The 16,770-nt window shown below is 71.8% G+C and carries 15 protein-coding genes; 9 read left to right on the top strand and 6 right to left on the bottom strand.

The window, feature by feature from the left end:
* The first annotated feature begins 2 nt into the window (after positions 1-2).
* Positions 3-1,643: an ABC-F family ATP-binding cassette domain-containing protein gene (locus tag ACIF83_RS08995; protein ID WP_399724783.1), complete on the top strand. Its 1,641-nt coding sequence runs from the start codon at positions 3-5 to the stop codon at positions 1,641-1,643.
* A gap of 257 nt (positions 1,644-1,900) precedes the next feature.
* Here the strand turns inward: ACIF83_RS08995 and ACIF83_RS08990 are convergent, their stop codons facing one another.
* Complete coding sequence (locus tag ACIF83_RS08990) at positions 1,901-2,479, bottom strand: DinB family protein (RefSeq protein ID WP_393470219.1); 579 nt, start codon at positions 2,477-2,479, stop codon at positions 1,901-1,903.
* Between the two features lie 222 nt (positions 2,480-2,701).
* Positions 2,702-5,107: a Tex family protein gene (locus ACIF83_RS08985; protein ID WP_399724780.1), complete on the bottom strand. Its 2,406-nt coding sequence runs from the start codon at positions 5,105-5,107 to the stop codon at positions 2,702-2,704.
* 186 nt (positions 5,108-5,293) lie between these two features.
* On the opposite strand from ACIF83_RS08985, the gene ACIF83_RS08980 reads away from it, so the two are divergent.
* Both ACIF83_RS08980 and ACIF83_RS08975 read left to right on the top strand, forming a co-directional pair.
* Positions 5,294-6,253 (top strand): GlxA family transcriptional regulator, encoded by a 960-nt coding sequence (locus tag ACIF83_RS08980; protein ID WP_393470225.1) that lies wholly within the window; start codon positions 5,294-5,296, stop codon positions 6,251-6,253.
* A gap of 11 nt (positions 6,254-6,264) precedes the next feature.
* Positions 6,265-6,900 carry a DJ-1/PfpI family protein gene (locus ACIF83_RS08975; protein ID WP_145877672.1) on the top strand — a complete coding sequence of 212 codons (636 nt, stop codon included), beginning with the start codon at positions 6,265-6,267 and terminating at the stop codon, positions 6,898-6,900.
* On the opposite strand, the gene ACIF83_RS08970 is transcribed toward ACIF83_RS08975, so the two are convergent.
* Positions 6,887-7,636 carry an enoyl-CoA hydratase/isomerase family protein gene (locus tag ACIF83_RS08970; protein ID WP_399724776.1) on the bottom strand — a complete coding sequence of 250 codons (750 nt, stop codon included), beginning with the start codon at positions 7,634-7,636 and terminating at the stop codon, positions 6,887-6,889. The genes ACIF83_RS08975 and ACIF83_RS08970 overlap by 14 nt on opposite strands.
* 235 nt (positions 7,637-7,871) lie before the next feature.
* Here ACIF83_RS08970 and ACIF83_RS08965 point away from each other — a divergent pair, with 235 nt between their 5' ends.
* A complete protein-coding gene (locus ACIF83_RS08965) occupies positions 7,872-8,366 on the top strand; it encodes an ATP-binding protein (protein ID WP_399725213.1) in 495 nt (164 codons plus the stop codon).
* Between the two features lie 7 nt (positions 8,367-8,373).
* On the opposite strand, the gene idi is transcribed toward ACIF83_RS08965, so the two are convergent.
* The 3 genes from idi to galE all read right to left on the bottom strand — a co-directional run bounded on the left by idi (position 8,374) and on the right by galE (position 11,200).
* Positions 8,374-8,967: an isopentenyl-diphosphate Delta-isomerase gene (idi, locus tag ACIF83_RS08960; RefSeq protein ID WP_393470230.1), complete on the bottom strand. Its 594-nt coding sequence runs from the start codon at positions 8,965-8,967 to the stop codon at positions 8,374-8,376.
* A 183-nt stretch (positions 8,968-9,150) separates the two neighbouring features.
* On the bottom strand, positions 9,151-10,092 hold the full coding sequence (locus ACIF83_RS08955; RefSeq protein WP_393470232.1) for a cation diffusion facilitator family transporter: 942 nt from the start codon (positions 10,090-10,092) through the stop codon (positions 9,151-9,153).
* Positions 10,093-10,228: 136 nt separating this feature from the next.
* Positions 10,229-11,200, bottom strand: a complete 972-nt coding sequence (gene galE, locus ACIF83_RS08950; RefSeq protein WP_399724772.1) for a UDP-glucose 4-epimerase GalE — start codon at positions 11,198-11,200, stop codon at positions 10,229-10,231.
* A 267-nt stretch (positions 11,201-11,467) separates the two neighbouring features.
* On the opposite strand from galE, the gene ACIF83_RS08945 reads away from it, so the two are divergent.
* From ACIF83_RS08945 to ACIF83_RS08925, 5 genes are read left to right on the top strand one after another with little or no spacing between them, the layout of a single operon-like run.
* Complete coding sequence (locus tag ACIF83_RS08945) at positions 11,468-13,282, top strand: DUF5941 domain-containing protein (protein WP_398137745.1); 1,815 nt, start codon at positions 11,468-11,470, stop codon at positions 13,280-13,282.
* Positions 13,279-14,031: a sugar phosphate nucleotidyltransferase gene (locus tag ACIF83_RS08940; RefSeq protein ID WP_145877662.1), complete on the top strand. Its 753-nt coding sequence runs from the start codon at positions 13,279-13,281 to the stop codon at positions 14,029-14,031. The genes ACIF83_RS08945 and ACIF83_RS08940 overlap by 4 nt, the downstream gene beginning before the upstream one ends.
* Positions 14,019-15,080 (top strand): iron-containing alcohol dehydrogenase family protein, encoded by a 1,062-nt coding sequence (locus ACIF83_RS08935; RefSeq protein WP_393470241.1) that lies wholly within the window; start codon positions 14,019-14,021, stop codon positions 15,078-15,080. Before ACIF83_RS08940 ends, ACIF83_RS08935 begins: the two co-directional genes overlap by 13 nt.
* The gene (locus tag ACIF83_RS08930; protein ID WP_393470244.1) at positions 15,058-15,837 is read left to right on the top strand and encodes a CDP-alcohol phosphatidyltransferase family protein; all 780 of its coding nucleotides are present in this window, start codon (positions 15,058-15,060) and stop codon (positions 15,835-15,837) included. The genes ACIF83_RS08935 and ACIF83_RS08930 overlap by 23 nt, the downstream gene beginning before the upstream one ends.
* Positions 15,838-15,842: 5 nt before the next feature.
* On the top strand, positions 15,843-16,715 hold the full coding sequence (locus ACIF83_RS08925; RefSeq protein WP_399724767.1) for a glycosyltransferase family 2 protein: 873 nt from the start codon (positions 15,843-15,845) through the stop codon (positions 16,713-16,715).
* Positions 16,716-16,770 lie beyond the last annotated feature (55 nt).

Here is a 16,770-nt window from a genome sequence, read left to right as displayed (position 1 = left end):
TGATGACTGCCACCCTCGTCGCCAAGAACCTCGCCGCCGGGCACGGCGACCGCTCCCTCTTCTCCGGGCTCGACCTCGTCGTCGCGCCCGGCGACGTGATCGGGCTGGTCGGTGCCAACGGTGCGGGCAAGTCCACCCTGCTGCGGCTGCTCGCCGGGCTGACCGTGCCCGAGCAGGGCGAGCTGCGGCTGTCCCCGCCGGCCGCGACCGTCGGCCATCTGCCGCAGGAACCGGAGCGCAGGCCGGGGGAGACCGTCCGGGAGTTCCTGGCCCGCCGCACCGGCGTCGCCGAGGCGCAGCGCGTGATGGACGAGGCCACGCAGGCGCTGGTCGACGGCGCGCCCGGCGCCGACGACGCGTACGCGACCAGCCTGGAGCGCTGGCTGAACCTCGGTGGCGCGGACCTGGAGGAGCGCGCCGAGGAGGTCGCCGACTCCCTCGGTCTGGCCGTGGACCTGGACCAGCCGATGACCTCGCTCTCCGGCGGCCAGGCGGCCCGCGCCGGTCTCGCCTCCCTGCTCCTCTCCCGCTACGACGTCTTCCTGCTCGACGAGCCGACCAACGACCTCGACCTGGACGGGCTGGAGCGCCTCGAGCGCTTCGTGAGCGGCCTGCGCGCGGGCACGGTGGTCGTCAGCCACGACCGTGAGTTCCTCACCCGCACGGTCACCAAGGTCCTCGAACTCGACCTCGCCCAGCGGCAGATCAACCTCTACGGCGGTGGCTACGAGGCCTACCTGGAGGAACGGGACGTCGCCCGTCGGCACGCCCGCGAGGACTACGAGGAGTTCGCCGACAAGAAGGCCGCCCTCCAGGACCGCGCGCAGATGCAGCGCTCCTGGATGGACAAGGGCGTCAAGAACGCCCGGCGCAAGGCGGGCAACGACAACGACAAGATCGGCCGCAAGTTCCGCAGCGAGGCCAGCGAGAAGCAGGCCGCCAAGGCCCGGCAGACCCAGCGCATGATCGAACGCCTGGAGGTCGTCGAGGAACCGCGCAAGGAGTGGGAACTGCGCATGGAGATCGCGGCCGCCCCGCGTTCCGGCGCTGTGGTGGCGACCCTGCGGGACGCCGAGGTCCGGCGCGGCGACTTCACCTTCGGCCCGGTGTCGCTGCAGATCGACTGGGCGGACCGGGTCGCGGTCACCGGAGCCAACGGCGCCGGCAAGTCGACCCTGCTCGGCGCGCTGCTGGGCCGGGTCCCGCTCGACTCCGGCCATGCCTCCCTCGGCTCCGGCGTCCTCGTCGGCGAGGTCGACCAGGCCCGCAAGCTGTTCCACGGCCCGGAGGCGCTGCTGGAGGCCTTCTGCGCGGCCGTCCCGGACACCGAGCCGGTCGAGGTCCGCACCCTGCTCGCCAAGTTCGGCCTGAAGCCGCACCATGTGCTGCGCCCGGCGGCCACCCTCTCCCCGGGCGAGCGCACCCGCGCCGCCCTGGCGCTGCTCCAGGGCCGGGGCGTCAACCTGCTCGTCCTCGACGAGCCGACCAACCACCTCGACCTGCCCGCCATCGAGCAGCTGGAGTCGGCCCTGGACTCCTACGAGGGCACGCTGCTCCTGGTCACCCACGACCGGCGGATGCTGGACGCGGTCCGGGTGACCCGCCGACTGGAAGTGGCGGCGGGCAAGGTCACGGAACGCTGACCCGACCTCGTGCCGCATCGGCGCGCTGGCCCTCGGCTTCGTCCAGCGGCGCGGGTACGTGTGACGCCGGCCCACATCCAGGCCGCTCACGTCCGGCCGGCTCACTTCCAGGCGTCGGGACCGGGACCGGGATCGCCGCCCGCCGCCCGCCGCCACGACGGCGAGCCGGCCGGTGTAGTGCGTCCAGCCCTCCTCGTGTGCGGCACACGCCTCGGGGGAGGGCAGGTCCCGGTGACCGGCCGTCCTCCGTCCGCCCTTCACCGGTCCTGCTGCCCGGCCTCCTTCGCCGCCCGCTCTACCCGCTCGACGTGCTCAGGATCGAACGGCGCCGTGTTCAGGCCGTTCCGCCGCTGTCCCACGGCCCCGTCGATCAACTCCCGCACGATGTCGGCGTGCCCGGCGTGCCGCTGGGACTCGGCGACCATGTGCGTGAGGATCCGGTGCAGCGTCAGCTCGGTGCCCGTGTCCCCCGGCAGCCGGCCGACCGCGTCCAGCGGCAGCGAGGCGATCGTCTCGTCGGAGTGCGCCCACGCCTCCCGGTACCGCCCGACGATCTCCTCGCGGCGCTCGTCCGGCCGCGCCCACAGATCGGCGTCCGGTTCGGCGTCCCCGGTGATCCACAGCGGTGCCCCGTCGAAGGGCCGCCCGAAACAGGCCCCGAAGTACAGCGCCTCGGCGCCGGTGAGGTGCTTGACCAGGCCCAGCAGATTGGTCCCGGTCGGGGTCAGCGGACGCCGGACGTCGTACTCCGGCAGGCCCTCCAGCTTCCACAGCAGCACGTCACGGGCGTCCTGCAGATACACCTGGAGGTCGGCCTTGGGATCTGATCCGGTCATGGGACCAGTCTGGTGATCGGGTGATCCGTGTCCACGGATTTGTTCGTGCGGGGAGGGGAAACCGACTCGCGGCCGGGCGTGAGGAAGCGGCCCCGACGCGGACCCGGCGGCGACGCATGAACGCGTCCCCGCCGGGGTCCGGGGCGAAGCCCCGTGAGGGTGCTTCTCAGCCCACCGGGACGGGTGGGCAGGTGGGAAACGAGCCAGGGGCGGAGCCCCGCCTCAGCGGCGTCCGTCCTTCGGGTTCAGCAGCCCCGCCCGCCGCAGCGCGTCCGCCATGGCGCTGTTGGCCGGTGCCGGCGCCTGACGCCCGCCCCGGTCACCGCCGCGGCCCTGCCGCTGGCCCTGGCCCTGACCGCCCTGCCGCTGGCCCTGGCCGCCCTGCCGCTGCTGAGGCGGCCGGGAACCGCCGCCCCGCTGCTGCTTGCCGCCCTGCCCCTGCGGCGCGGCCTCGTCGTCCAGCCGCAGCGTCAGCGCGATCCGCTTGCGCGGGATGTCCACGTCGAGGACCTTCACCTTGACGATGTCACCGGGCTTGACCACGTCCCGCGGGTCCTTCACGAACGTCTTCGACATCGCCGAGACGTGCACCAGACCGTCCTGGTGCACACCGATGTCCACGAACGCGCCGAAGGCCGCCACATTGGTGACCACGCCCTCCAGCACCATCCCGGCGGACAGGTCGGAGATCTTCTCCACGCCCTCCTTGAAGGTGGCCGTCTTGAAGGCGGGCCGCGGGTCGCGCCCGGGCTTCTCCAGCTCCTTGAGGATGTCGGAGACGGTCGGCAGACCGAAGGTGTCGTCCACGAAGTCCGCCGGGCGCAGCGAGCGCAGCACACCGGTGTTGCCGATGAGGGCGGCGACCTCCTGGCCCGAGGTCTTCACCATGCGCCGCACCACCGGGTACGCCTCCGGGTGCACGCTGGAGGCGTCCAGCGGGTCGGTGCCGCCGCGGATGCGCAGGAAGCCCGCGCACTGCTCGTACGCCTTCGGGCCGAGCCGCGCCACCTTCTTCAGCTCCGAGCGCGACGAGAACGGCCCGTTCGCGTCCCGGTGCGCGACGATGTTCTCGGCCAGGCCCGAGGAGATGCCGGACACCCGCGAGAGCAGCGGCACGGACGCGGTGTTGACGTCCACACCGACGCCGTTCACACAGTCCTCGACGACCGCGTCCAGCGAGCGGGACAGCTTCACCTCGGACAGGTCGTGCTGGTACTGACCGACGCCGATGGACTTCGGGTCGATCTTCACCAGCTCGGCCAGCGGGTCCTGCAGCCGGCGGGCGATGGAGACCGCGCCGCGCAGCGAGACGTCCATGTCGGGCAGTTCCTGCGAGGCGTACTGCGACGCCGAGTACACGGACGCGCCCGCCTCGGAGACCATGACCTTGGTGAGCTTCAACTCCGGGTGCTTGGAGATCAGTTCACCGGCGAGCTTGTCGGTCTCCCGGGACGCCGTGCCGTTGCCGATGGCGACCAGCTCTACCGCGTGCTCCTTCGCCAGCCGCGCGAGCTTGGCGATCGCCTCGTCCCACTTGTTGGCCGGGACGTGCGGGTAGATCACGTCCGTCGCGACGACCTTGCCGGTGGCGTCGACCACGGCGACCTTCACGCCCGTACGGAAGCCGGGGTCCAGGCCGAGCGTCGAGCGCGTGCCGGCCGGGGCGGCCAGCAGCAGGTCGCGCAGGTTCGCCGCGAACACGTTCACCGCCTCGTCCTCGGCCGCCGTACGCAGCCTCAGACGCAGATCGATGCCGAGGTGCACCAGGACGCGGGTGCGCCAGGCCCAGCGGACCGTGTCCGTGAGCCACTTGTCGGCGGGGCGGCCCCGGTCGGCGATCCCGAAGCGGTGGGCGATGATCCCCTCGTACGAGGACGGGCCCTCCGTGGCCTCCTCCGGCTCCAGGACGAGATCGAGGACCTCCTCCTTCTCGCCGCGCAGCATCGCCAGGATGCGGTGCGAGGGCAGCTCGGTGAACGGCTCGGCGAAGTCGAAGTAGTCGGCGAACTTGGCGCCCGCCTCCTCCTTGCCGTCCCGCACCTTGGCGGCCAGCCGCCCGCGCACCCACATGCGCTCGCGCACCTCACCGATCAGGTCGGCGTCCTCCGAGAACCGCTCGGTCAGGATCGCCCGCGCGCCCTCCAGCGCGGCCTGCGGATCGGCGACGCCCTTGTCGGCGTCCACGAACGCGGCAGCCGCGGCCAGTGGTTCGACCGTCGGGTCGCCCAGCAGCCCCTCGGCGAGCGGCTCCAGGCCCGCCTCCCGCGCGATCTGCGCCTTGGTGCGCCGCTTGGGCTTGTAGGGCAGGTAGATGTCCTCGAGCCGCGCCTTGGTCTCGGCGCCGCGGATCTGCGCCTCCAGCTCCTCGGTGAGCTTGCCCTGCTCGCGCACCGACTCCAGGATCGCGGTCCGCCGCTCCTCCAGCTCCCGCAGATAGCGCAGCCGCTCCTCGAGCGTGCGCAGCTGCGCGTCGTCGAGCATCTCGGTCGCTTCCTTGCGGTAGCGGGCGATGAAGGGCACCGTCGAACCGCCGTCGAGCAGCTCCACCGCGGCCTTCACCTGCCGCTCCCGTACGCCGAGCTCCTCGGCGATCCTGCCTTCGATGGACCCTACGAGGGGTGTCGTCACGATCCCGTACCGCCTTCTCCACGTCAGCTTGCGCGGCAATTGTGGCAGGTGACACCGACAACCGGGGATCAGGGCGCCACGCGGCGGGGCGCGGGGCCCAGAAGCCGAGCCTGCCCCGTGCCGTATGGCAGGAAAGGTGGGGTATCCGTCATTGCGGCCACGCACCCACCCTCGAAGAATCGAGACATGCCGCAGCGCACCCTCCTCTTCGTCCTCTTCGACGGCGTGCAGAGCCTCGACGTCACCGGCCCCCTCGAGGTGTTCAACGGCGCCGAGACGCACACGCCGGGGTCGTACCGCATCCGCACCGCCTCCCTGGAGGGCGGCCCTGTGCGCACCTCCAGCGGTCTGACCCTCGTACCGGACGCGGCGCTCGGGGAGGTGCCCGATCCGCACACCCTGCTGGTCCCCGGCGGTCAGGGCACCCGCAGCTCCGACCCGCTGCTGACCGAGTGGCTGCGCACGCACGGCCCGCGCGCGCGACGCCTCGTCTCGGTCTGCACCGGTGCGATCCTGCTGGCCGAGGCGGGCCTGCTCGACGGCCGCCGTGTCACGACCCACTGGGCGTACTGCGACAAGCTCGCCCGTGACCACCCGGCCGTCGAGGTCGATCCCAACCCCATCTACGTCCGGGACGGACACATCTCCACGTCGGCCGGCGTCACCTCGGGCATCGACCTCGCCCTCGCCCTGGTGGAGGAGGACCTGGGCCGTCAGGCGGCGCTGGTCATCGCCCGCCACCTGGTCGTGTTCCTGCGGCGGCCCGGAAACCAGGCCCAGTTCAGCGCCCAGCTCGCCGCCCAGACCGCGCAGCGCGACCCGCTGCGGGAGGTCCAGCAGTGGATCACCGAGCACCCGGCCGGTGACCTCACCGTGGAGGCGCTCGCGGCCCGGGCGAGCCTCTCACCGCGGCACTTCGCCCGCGCGTTCCAGGCCGAGACGGGCATGAGCCCCGGACGCTTCGTCGACCGGGTCCGTCTCGAACACGCCCGCCGCCTCCTGGAGGACACGGGCGACGGGATCGAGGAGGTCTCCCGTGCCAGCGGGTACGGCACCCCGGAGGCCATGCGCCGCGCCTTCGTCAGGGCTCTCGGAACGGCACCGGCCGAGTACCGCCGCCGCTTCCGGCCCGCATCCGCCCACTGAAAGGAATACCGATGCAGATCGCCATCGTCGTCTACGACCGCTTCACCGCCCTCGACGTCGTCGGCCCGTACGAGATCCTCTCCCGGGTCCCGGACGCGGAGACGGTGTTCGTCGCCGAGGAGGCCGGCCTCGTACGCACGGAGACCGGATTTCTCGCGATCAGCGCCGACAAGGCACTGTCGGCGGTACCCGATCCCGACATCGTGCTGGTGTCCGGCGGCCCCGGTCAGAGCGCGCTGATGGACCACGAGCCCCTGCTGGACTGGCTGCGCGCCGCCGACGCCACCAGCACCTGGACGACCTCCGTATGCTCCGGCTCTTTGCTCCTGGCCGCCGCCGGGCTTCTCAAGGGGCGACGTGCAACCTCCCACTGGCTGGCCCTCGATCAGCTGAGCCGGTTCGGGGCCGAGCCCACGGGCGAACGCGTCGTCTTCGACGGAAAGTACGTCACCGCGGCCGGTGTGTCCTCCGGCATCGACATGGGGCTCGCCCTGCTCGGCCGGATCGCGGGTGACGAGCACGCCCAGGCCGTCCAGCTGGGGACCGAGTACGACCCGCAGCCGCCCTATGACGCGGGCTCGCCGGAGAAGGCACCCGCGCACATCGTCGAGCTGCTGCGCGCGCGGAGCCGCTTCATCCTGTCGTAGTCCAGGTGAAGCGCGGCTGCCTGCGCTCCAGGAACGCGGCGACCCCCTCCGCGGTGTCGCCGCTGCCGCGTGCCTGCTCCGCCCAGTGGGCGTCCCGGTCGGTGCGGCCGTTCGCGAACTCCTTCGCGGCGGCCTGGGTGAGCTGGGAGCGCGACACCAGGATCCGGGCCAACTCGGCGACCCGCTTGTCCAGTTCGCCCTCGGGCAGCACCTCGTCCACGAGCCCGGTGCGCAGCGCCCGCTGGGCGTCGATCAACTCGGCCGAGAACAGCAGGTACTTGGCGGTGGCCGGTCCCACCAGCGAGACCAGCCGCCGGGTGGAGGAAGCCGCGTACACGATCCCGAGCTTCGCCGGCGTCACCCCGAACAGCGCGCCCTCCTCCGCCAGCCGCAGATCGCAGGCCGCGGCGAGCTGGGCCCCGCCGCCCACGCAGTGGCCGCGGACTGCGGCGAGCGTCGGCTTGGGAAACGCGGCGAGGGCCTCCTCGGCCGCCACGGCCAGCCCCTGCGCCTCGGCGGGCGAGCCCTGGAGCGTGGAGATGTCCGCGCCCGCGCAGAAGGTCGCGCCCTCCCCGATCAGCACCAGTGCCCGCACGTCAGGGTCTCCCGCCAGCCGGGCCAGCAACGGCGGCAGGGCTCGCCACATCGAGGCCGTCATGGCGTTGCGCTTGGCCGGGTGACGGATGACGACCGTGGCGACGGCGTCGACGACCTGGTGCGACAGCTGGGGATCCATGCGGTGGATGCTATCCGGGGGCGCCGTCGGGCTCTTTGGGAGTTTTCCCACAACACGAATAGTTCGTGAACCGGCGTCAGGGGGACAGGAGCGGTCCCACAACTGCCGTTGTCATACGCACGCGGTCAGAACCGTTCGATAAGCGCTGACTTGTGTTCAGTCCTTCGGTGCGGAGCGGATCGTTACCAACACTCGACGTGTGGTGACAATCGAGCGCGAGGGTGGCGACCGGACGATGGACAACCACGGGCGCGGGGACGACCCGCGCCCAGCGGGGGGCGCCGAGCGGCTGCCTGATCCACTGCCGTACGAGGGAGTGTGGCGGTTCACCGCGGCCGCCGTGGACGCGTCGGTCCCGCAGGCGCGACACGCCGTACGGGACCTGCTGCTGCGCCAGGGCGTACCGGTCTCCGACGATCTGGTCCACGGACTGCTGCTGATCGTCTCCGAGCTGGTCACGAACGCGGTCCGGCACGCGGCGCTGCTGTCGCCGGTGCTCGCCGTGGAGGTGGCCGTCGGGGCCGAGTGGGTACGGGTGTCGGTGGAGGACAACCACCCCTACCGCCCCACCGCGCTGGAGGCCGATCACGGCCAGACCGGCGGCCGCGGGCTGCTCCTGGTCCGTGAGGTGGCCCAGGAGGCGGGCGGAGTGGTCGACGTGGAGCACACGGCGAGCGGCGGCAAGGTGATCTGGGCCGCCCTGCCGCTCAAGCCCATGACCCTCGCCTGACGGCGGACTACCAGCCCGCGGACTCGCCCGTCAGCTCCCTGATCGCCGGACGGGCCGCGTCCAGCACGGTCATGAACCACGCCGAGAACGGGTCCCGGGCGTGCCGCTCCGCCAGCTCGGCCGCCGTCACGAAGGCGGTCTGACCGACCTCGTCCGTGTCCGGTGCGAGCGGCGCCTGCACCAGGCCGACGAACAGGTGGTTGAACTCCTGCTCGACCAGGCCCGAGGCCGGGTCCGGGTGGTTGTAGCGGACCGTGCCCGCCTCCGCCAGCAGCGACGGCGACACGCCCAGCTCCTCGTACGTCCGCCGGGCCGCGGCCGCGAAGGGCGCCTCGCCGGGGTAGGGGTGGCCGCAGCAGGTGTTGGACCACACACCGGGGGAGTGGTACTTGCCGAGCGCCCGCTGCTGGAGCAGCAGCCGGCCCTGCTCGTCGAAGAGGAACACCGAGAACGCCCGGTGCAGCTGTCCTGGTGGCTGATGGGCGGCGAGCTTCTCCGCGGTGCCGATCGTCACGCCCTTCTCGTCGACCAGTTCCAGCAAAATCGCCTCTGCGGTGCCGCTCGACGAGCTGTGCGTCTCGGTGGCAGGTGTGATCGGCATACCCATCCTTCGCCTCGGTCTTCGCACCCCAAGTCTGCCGTACGAATCCGGCACTCCCGGCACTTCCCGGCACGTCCGCATGTCCCGCGCGGGGGGCGGCACCGAGGTGGGGCCCGGTAGATCATCGTGCCCGGCGGGCACAGCCGGGAACCGTCCCGGAATATCGAACGAATGTGTGTGCGGTCAGTGGCACAGACGTGCCTCGTGCTCCGCGTGCCCGCCCGGCTCCAGCTGGAAGGTGCAGTGCTCCACGTCGAAGTGGCCGCCCAGGCAGCCCTGCAGTTCGTGCAGCATCTTCTCGTTCCCGATGGCGTTCAGCACCTCCGAGCTGACGACCACGTGCGCGGACAGCACGGGCAGGCCCGAGGTGATCGTCCAGGCGTGCAGATCGTGTACGTCCTCGACGCCGTCCAGAGCCAGGATGTGCGCCCGCACCTCCGCCATGTCGACGTCCTTGGGGGCGGCCTCCAGCAGCACGTCCAGCGTCTCGCGCAGCAGCTTCAGCGTCCTCGGCACGATCATCAGCCCGATGACGAGCGAGGCGATCGGGTCGGCCGCCTGCCAGCCCGTGGTGAGGATCACGGTCGCGGAGATCAGCACCGCCACCGAGCCCAGCGCGTCCGCGGCAACCTCCAGGAAGGCGCCGCGCACGTTCAGGCTCTCCTTCTGCCCGCGCATCAGCAGGGTGAGCGACACGGTGTTCGCGACCAGGCCGATGAAGCCGAACACGATCATCAGGCCGCCCCGGGTCTCCGCGGGCGTGACGAACCGCTGGATCGCCTCGTACAGGACGTAGCCGCCGACGCAGAGCAGCAGCAGACAGTTGGCCAGGGCGGCGAGGATCTCGGCACGCGCGTAGCCGAAGGTGCGGTTGGTGCTCGGCGGGCGGTTCGCGAAGTGGATGGCGAGCAGTGCCATGCCCAGACCCACCGCGTCGGTCGCCATGTGGGCCGCATCCGCGATCAGGGCGAGCGAGTCCGCGAGAAGACCGCCGGCGATCTCGACCACCATGACCATGAGCGTGATGCCCAGCGCCACGCGCAGTCGGCCGCGGTACGCGGCCGCTGCCGTACCCGTGGGCGGCGCATGGCTGTGCGTATGCCCGTGGTCGTGCCCTGCCCCCATGAGAAGTCCACCCTTCCGTGTTGCTCCCGAGCTGACAGTGAACTACGGGTGGGGGGTATCGGGCAACGCGGCACTGAACACCGTTGTCATGTGCCCTGACCTGCGTAAACGAACCGCTGGTCAGGGCGTTGCCGGCTTACTTGCCGTGATGCAGCTGCCAGCCCTGCCAGGCCGACTCCACCATCTCGCGCACCCCGCGCCGAGCCCGCCAGCCCAGCGTCTCGGCGGCCCGCTCGGCCGAGGCGACCGCGCGCGGCGCGTCCCCCGGGCGGCGCCCCTCCACCAGCGGCGCCCGCCGGTCGCCGGTGACCTCACCGATGACCGTGATCAGCTCGCGCACCGAGACGCCCTCGCCGCGGCCGATGTTCAGCGTCAGATCGCCGGTCAGGTCCCCGTCGGAGAGCCGCCGGGCCGCCGCGAGATGCGCCTCGGCGAGGTCGGCCACGTGAATGTAGTCACGGACGCAGGTGCCGTCCGGCGTCGGATAGTCGGCACCGAAGATCCGCGGGGCCTCGTCGCGGGTGAGCCGGTCGAAGACCATCGGCACGATGTTGAACACACCCGTGTCCGACAGTTCCGGCGCGGCCGCGCCCGCCACGTTGAAATAGCGCAGGCACACCGTGGAGATGCCGTGCGCGGCTCCCGCCGCCCGCACCAGCCACTCCCCGGTGAGCTTGGTCTCGCCGTACGGGTTCACCGGCGCGCACGGGGTGTCCTCGGTGATGAGGTCCACGTCCGGGTTGCCGTACACGGCCGCCGACGAGGAGAACAGCAGCCGGCCGACGCCGGCCTCGGCCATCGCGTCCAGGAGGGTCGCCAGGCCGCCCACGTTCTCCCGGTAGTAGCGGGTGGGCTGGGCCACGGACTCGGCGACCTGCTTGCGCGCCGCGAGATGGACGACACCTGTCACGCCGTGGTCCGCGAAGACCCGCTTCAGCAGATCGCCGTCCATCGTCGAACCCTCGACGATCGGGACGTCCGCGGGCAGGCGCGAGGGCACGGCGGCCGACAGGTCGTCGAGCGCCACGACGCTCTCTCCGGCGCTCGTCATGGCCCGTGCCACATGCGCCCCGATGTATCCGGCTCCGCCGGTGATCAGCCACGTCATGGTCGCCCACCCTATGCCGACCCGTCCGCATGTCCCTGATGCCCGGGTCTGGGGCCACGGTTTGTGGGGCGGGCCCCGGATCACCGATGATGATCGCGGCAAAGGCCGGGGCAGCCCCCGTGGGCCGGACCATGAACGGCCGGTGAACAAGGGATCGAGCCCATCGGATACCCTTCGCCGACATGCCGCCCGGGAGCCGCAGGCAGGGGCGCCCCAACCACGCAGAAGACCGGCGCCGCCACGCCGGCACCCAGGGAGTGAGTTCGGTTGTCGACCGCCATCGTCACCGGTCAGCCGGTGCCCGGATCGTCGCTCGAGAACGATCTGCGGTCCCTCGGCTTCGACGTGCGCGCGGCCGCCGACGCCTCCGAGGCGGAGAGCCTCCTCGCGGCCGTCCCCGCTGACCGGCGCGTGGCCCTGGTCGACGCCCGCTTCGTCGGCCACCTGCACGCCCTGCGCCTCGGCCTCACCGACCCGCGCTTCCCGCTCGCCGCCGTCCCCGGAGCCGTCACCGCCCAGCCCGCCGCCCGGCAGGCGCTGGCCCGGGCCCTGGCCCGTGAGACCTCCGCCGGCGACGGCATGGCCCATGGGGGTGCCCCCGCGCGAGCGAAGTCGAGCGTGGGGGGTGTCGACAGCGTCGCCGACCACGTCGTCACCGCCCTCGACGCCGACGGCAGCGCGGTCCACCGCCCCGAGCTGGGCAGCCTCGTCGCCGCCGTGCCGGAGGACCCGCAGGCCCGCAACGAGGTCCGGCAGGCCGTCGCCGCCGTCGACGACGAGGCCGTACGTCTGAAGTCGGCCGTGAAGTCCCGCGACGGCTTCTTCACCACGTTCTTCATCAGCCCGTACTCGCGCTACATCGCCCGCTGGTGCGCCCGCCGGGGCCTGACCCCCAACCAGGTCACCACCGCCTCGCTGCTCACCGCGCTGATAGCCGCGGGCTGCGCGGCGACCGGCACCCGGGCCGGTTTCGTCGCGGCCGGCGTGCTGCTGATCGCCTCGTTCGTCCTGGACTGCACGGACGGCCAGCTCGCCCGCTACGCCCTGAAGTACTCCACGCTCGGAGCCTGGCTGGACGCCACCTTCGACCGGGCCAAGGAATACGCCTACTACGCGGGACTCGCCCTCGGCGCGGCCCGCGGCGGCGACGACGTGTGGGCCCTGGCCCTCGGCGCGATGATCCTGCAGACCTGCCGGCACGTCGTGGACTTCTCCTTCAACGAGGCCAACCACGACGCCACCGCCAACACCAGCCCCACCGCCGCCCTCTCCGACAAGCTGGACAGCGTCGGCTGGACGGTCTGGCTGCGGCGGATGATCGTCCTGCCCATCGGTGAACGCTGGGCCATGATCGCCGTCCTGACCGCGGCCACCACCCCCCGCATCACCTTCTACGTGCTCCTCGTCGGGTGCGCCCTCGCCGCGACGTACACCACGGCCGGCCGCGTGCTGCGCTCGGTGACCCGCAAGGCGAGGCGCACCGACCGGGCCGCGCAGGCCCTCGCGGACCTCGCCGACAACGGACCGCTCGCCGACCTCGTGGCCCGTCCGACGCGTGTCCGCCCCGGCGCCCCGCTCCTGGTGGCGCTCGCGGGTGTGGCGGTCCTCACCGTGAACCTCTTCGTCGGCTGGCCTGTCGTGGGTGCCGCCGTCTATGCGGTCACCTCCGGCTGGGCGCTGTCCCGCCCCCTCAAGGGCGCCCTCGACTGGCTGATCCCCCCGCTGTTCCGGGCCGCCGAGTACGGCACGGTGCTCGTCCTGGCACGTGACGCAGGGGTGAACGGAGCCCTCCCTGCGGCTTTCGGCCTGGTGGCCGCCGTCGCCTACCATCACTACGACACGGTGTACCGCATCCGCGGCAACGCCGGAGCGCCCCCGGCCTGGCTGGTACGTGCCATCGGGGGCCAGGAGGGGCGGACGGTGCTCGTCACCGTCCTCGCGGCGGTGCTCACCGCCTCGCAGTTCAAGGTCGCGCTCACGGTCCTCGCCGTGGTCGTCGCCCTGGTGGTGCTCATCGAGAGCATCCGCTTCTGGGTGTCCGCAGGGGCACCCGCCGTACACGATGAAGGAGAACCCGCATGATCGGCCTCGTGCTGGCGGCCGGCGCCGGACGGCGTCTGCGCCCTTACACCGACAGCCTTCCCAAGGCACTCGTGCCGGTGGGCCCCGCGGGCATAGAGGACTCGATCACGGTGCTCGACCTCACCCTCGGCAACTTCGCCGAGATCGGCCTGACCGAGGTCGCGATCATCGTCGGCTACCGCAAGGAGGCCGTGTACGAGCGCAAGGCGGCGCTGGAGGCGAAGTACGGCCTCAAGCTGACCCTCATCGACAACGACAAGGCCGAGGAGTGGAACAACGCCTACTCCCTGTGGTGCGGCCGTGACGCCCTCAAGGACGGTGTGATCCTCGCCAACGGCGACACCGTGCACCCGGTCTCCGTCGAGAAGACCCTGCTGGCCGCCCGCGGCGACGGCAAGAAGATCATCCTCGCGCTGGACACCGTGAAGTCCCTCGCCGACGAGGAGATGAAGGTCGTCGTCGACCCCGCCAAGGGCGTCCAGAAGATCACCAAGCTGATGGACCCCGCCGAGGCGACCGGCGAGTACATCGGTGTCACCCTGATCGAGGGCGACGCCGCTCCCGACCTGGCCGACGCGCTGAAGACGGTCTGGGAGACCGACCCGCAGCAGTTCTACGAGCACGGGTACCAGGAGCTGGTGAACCGCGGCTTCAAGATCGATGTCGCGCCGATCGGTGACGTCCAGTGGGTCGAGATCGACAACCACGACGACCTCGCCCGCGGACGGGAGATCGCGTGCCAGTACTGACGCGGCTCATTCCGTCGCCGGTCGTCGTGGACATCCGCCCGGGTGCCCTCGACGACCTGGCCGGAGTGCTCGCCGACGAGCGGATCTCGCAGTCGGGCCGGCTCGCCGTCGCCGTCAGCGGCGGCTCCGGCGTCAAGCTGCGCGAGCGCATCGCCCCCTCGCTGCCCGGCGCCACCTGGTACGAGGTCGGCGGCGGCACCCTCGACGACGCGATCCGGCTGGCCGGCGACATGAAGGCCGGCCACTTCGACGCCGTCGTGGGCCTCGGCGGCGGCAAGATCATCGACTGCGCCAAGTTCGCCGCTGCGCGTGTCGGCCTGCCCCTGGTCGCCGTGCCGACGAACCTCGCGCACGACGGCCTGTGCTCGCCGGTCGCCACGCTCGACAACGACGCCGGCCGCGGCTCCTACGGTGTGCCGAACCCGATCGCCGTCCTCATCGACCTGGACGTGATCCGCGAGGCACCGGCGCGCTTCGTGCGCTCCGGCATCGGCGACGCCATCTCCAACATCAACTCGGTCGCGGACTGGGAGCTGTCCAACCGCGTCAACGGCGAGAAGATCGACGGTCTGGCCGCGGCCATGGCCCGTCAGGCCGGCGAGGCGGTGCTCCGGCACCCCGGCGGCATCGGCGACAACGACTTCCTCCAGGTGCTCGCCGAGGCGCTGGTCCTCACCGGTATCTCCATGTCGATCTCGGGTGACTCCCGGCCCGCCTCGGGCTCCTGCCACGAGATCAACCACGCCTTCGACCTGCTCTTCCCCAAGCGCGCCGCGAGCCACGGCGAGCAGTGCGGGCTCGGTGCCGCCTTCGCGATGTACCTGCGCGGAGCGCACGAGGAGTCGGTGTACATGGCCGAGGTGCTGCGTCGGCACGGGCTTCCGGTGCTTCCGGAGGAGATCGGCTTCACGCTGGACGAGTTCGTCCGCGCCGTGGAGTTCGCTCCGGAGACCAGGCCCGGCCGCTACACGATCCTCGAGCACCTCGACCTCAAGACGAACCAGATCAAGGACATCTACGCCGACTATGTCAAGGCCATCGGTAGCTGAACTCCGGCCGGTCGTCCACCCCGCCGGGGTGAAGGACCGGCGCAGCGGTGAGCACTGGGCGGGACGCCTCTACATGCGCGAGGTGTCCCTGCGCGTCGACCGCTACCTGGTGAACACCGGGGTCACGCCCAACCAGCTCACGTACCTGATGACTGTCTGCGGTGTGCTCGCGGCCCCGGCCCTGCTGGTGCCGGGGATCGCGGGCGCCGTGCTCGGCGTGGTCGCCACCCAGCTGTACCTGCTGCTGGACTGCGTCGACGGCGAGATCGCCCGCTGGAAGAAGCAGTACTCGCTCGGCGGGGTCTACCTGGACCGCGTCGGCGCGTACCTGACCGACGCGGCCGTCCTGGTCGGCCTCGGCCTGCGCGCCGCCGACCTGTGGGGCACGGGCCGTATCGACTGGCTGTGGGCCTTCCTCGGCACCCTCGCCGCGCTCGGCGCGATCCTGATCAAGGCCGAGACCGACCTCGTCGGTGTCGCCCGGCACCAGGCCGGCATGGCGCCGGTCAAGGAAGCGGCGTCCGAGCCGCGCTCCTCCGGCATGGCGCTGGCCCGCCGGGCCGCCTCGGCGCTCAAGTTCCACCGGCTGATCCTCGGCATCGAGGCCTCGCTGCTGATCCTGGTCCTCGCGATCCTGGACCAGATCCACGGCGACCTGTTCTTCACCCGGCTCGGCACCGCCGTGCTCGCCGGCATCGCCGTGCTGCAGACCGTGCTGCACCTGGTGTCCATCCTCGCCTCCAGCAGGCTGAGGTGAGTGGCATGAAGGTCGGCGCGGTCATCATCACCATGGGCAACCGGCCCGAGGAGCTGCGTGCCCTGCTCGACTCGGTCGCCAAGCAGGACGGCGACCCGGTCGAGGTGGTGGTCGTCGGCAACGGCTCGCCCGTTCCGGACGTCCCCGAGGGCGTACGGACCGTGGAGCTGCCCGAGAACCTGGGCATCCCCGGCGGCCGCAACGTCGGCATAGAGGCCTTCGGCCCCGGCGGCCGCGACGTCGACATACTCCTCTTCCTCGACGACGACGGCCTGCTGGCCCGCCACGACACCGCCGAGCTGTGCCGCCAGGCGTTCGACGCCGACCCGAAGCTCGGCATCGTCAGCTTCCGCATCGCCGACCCGGACACGGGCGAGACCCAGCGCCGGCACGTCCCGCGGCTGCGCGCCTCCGATCCGATGCGCTCCTCCCGGGTCACCACCTTCCTCGGCGGCGCCAACGCGGTCCGCACCCAGGTCTTCGCCGAGGCCGGCGTGCTCCCGGACGAGTTCTTCTACGCCCACGAGGAGACCGACCTGGCCTGGCGGGCCCTCGACGCGGGCTGGATGATCGACTATCGGTCCGACATGGTGCTGTACCACCCGACGACCGCGCCCTCGCGGCACGCGGTGTACCACCGCATGGTCGCCCGCAACCGGGTCTGGCTGGCCCGGCGCAACCTCCCCGCGCTCCTGGTCCCCGTCTACCTCGGGGTCTGGCTGCTGCTCACCCTGCTGCGCCGTCCCTCGGGACCGGCCCTTAGGGCCTGGTTCGGCGGCTTCAAGGAGGGCTGGACCTCGCCGTGCGGCCCCCGTCGCCCGATGCGGTGGCGCACGGTGTGGCGGCTCACACGACTGGGCCGGCCCCCCGTCATCTGACAAGCTCGACCGTGCGGGCCGCGCCCCCGCGGGCGCGCCCGAAGCCGGATCCGAC

It is taken from the genome of Streptomyces sp. NPDC085866, from assembly GCF_044541035.1.
Classification (GTDB): domain Bacteria; phylum Actinomycetota; class Actinomycetes; order Streptomycetales; family Streptomycetaceae; genus Streptomyces.
Note: the sequence above shows the minus strand (reverse complement) of the source record. Positions and strands in the feature narration are given on the sequence as shown.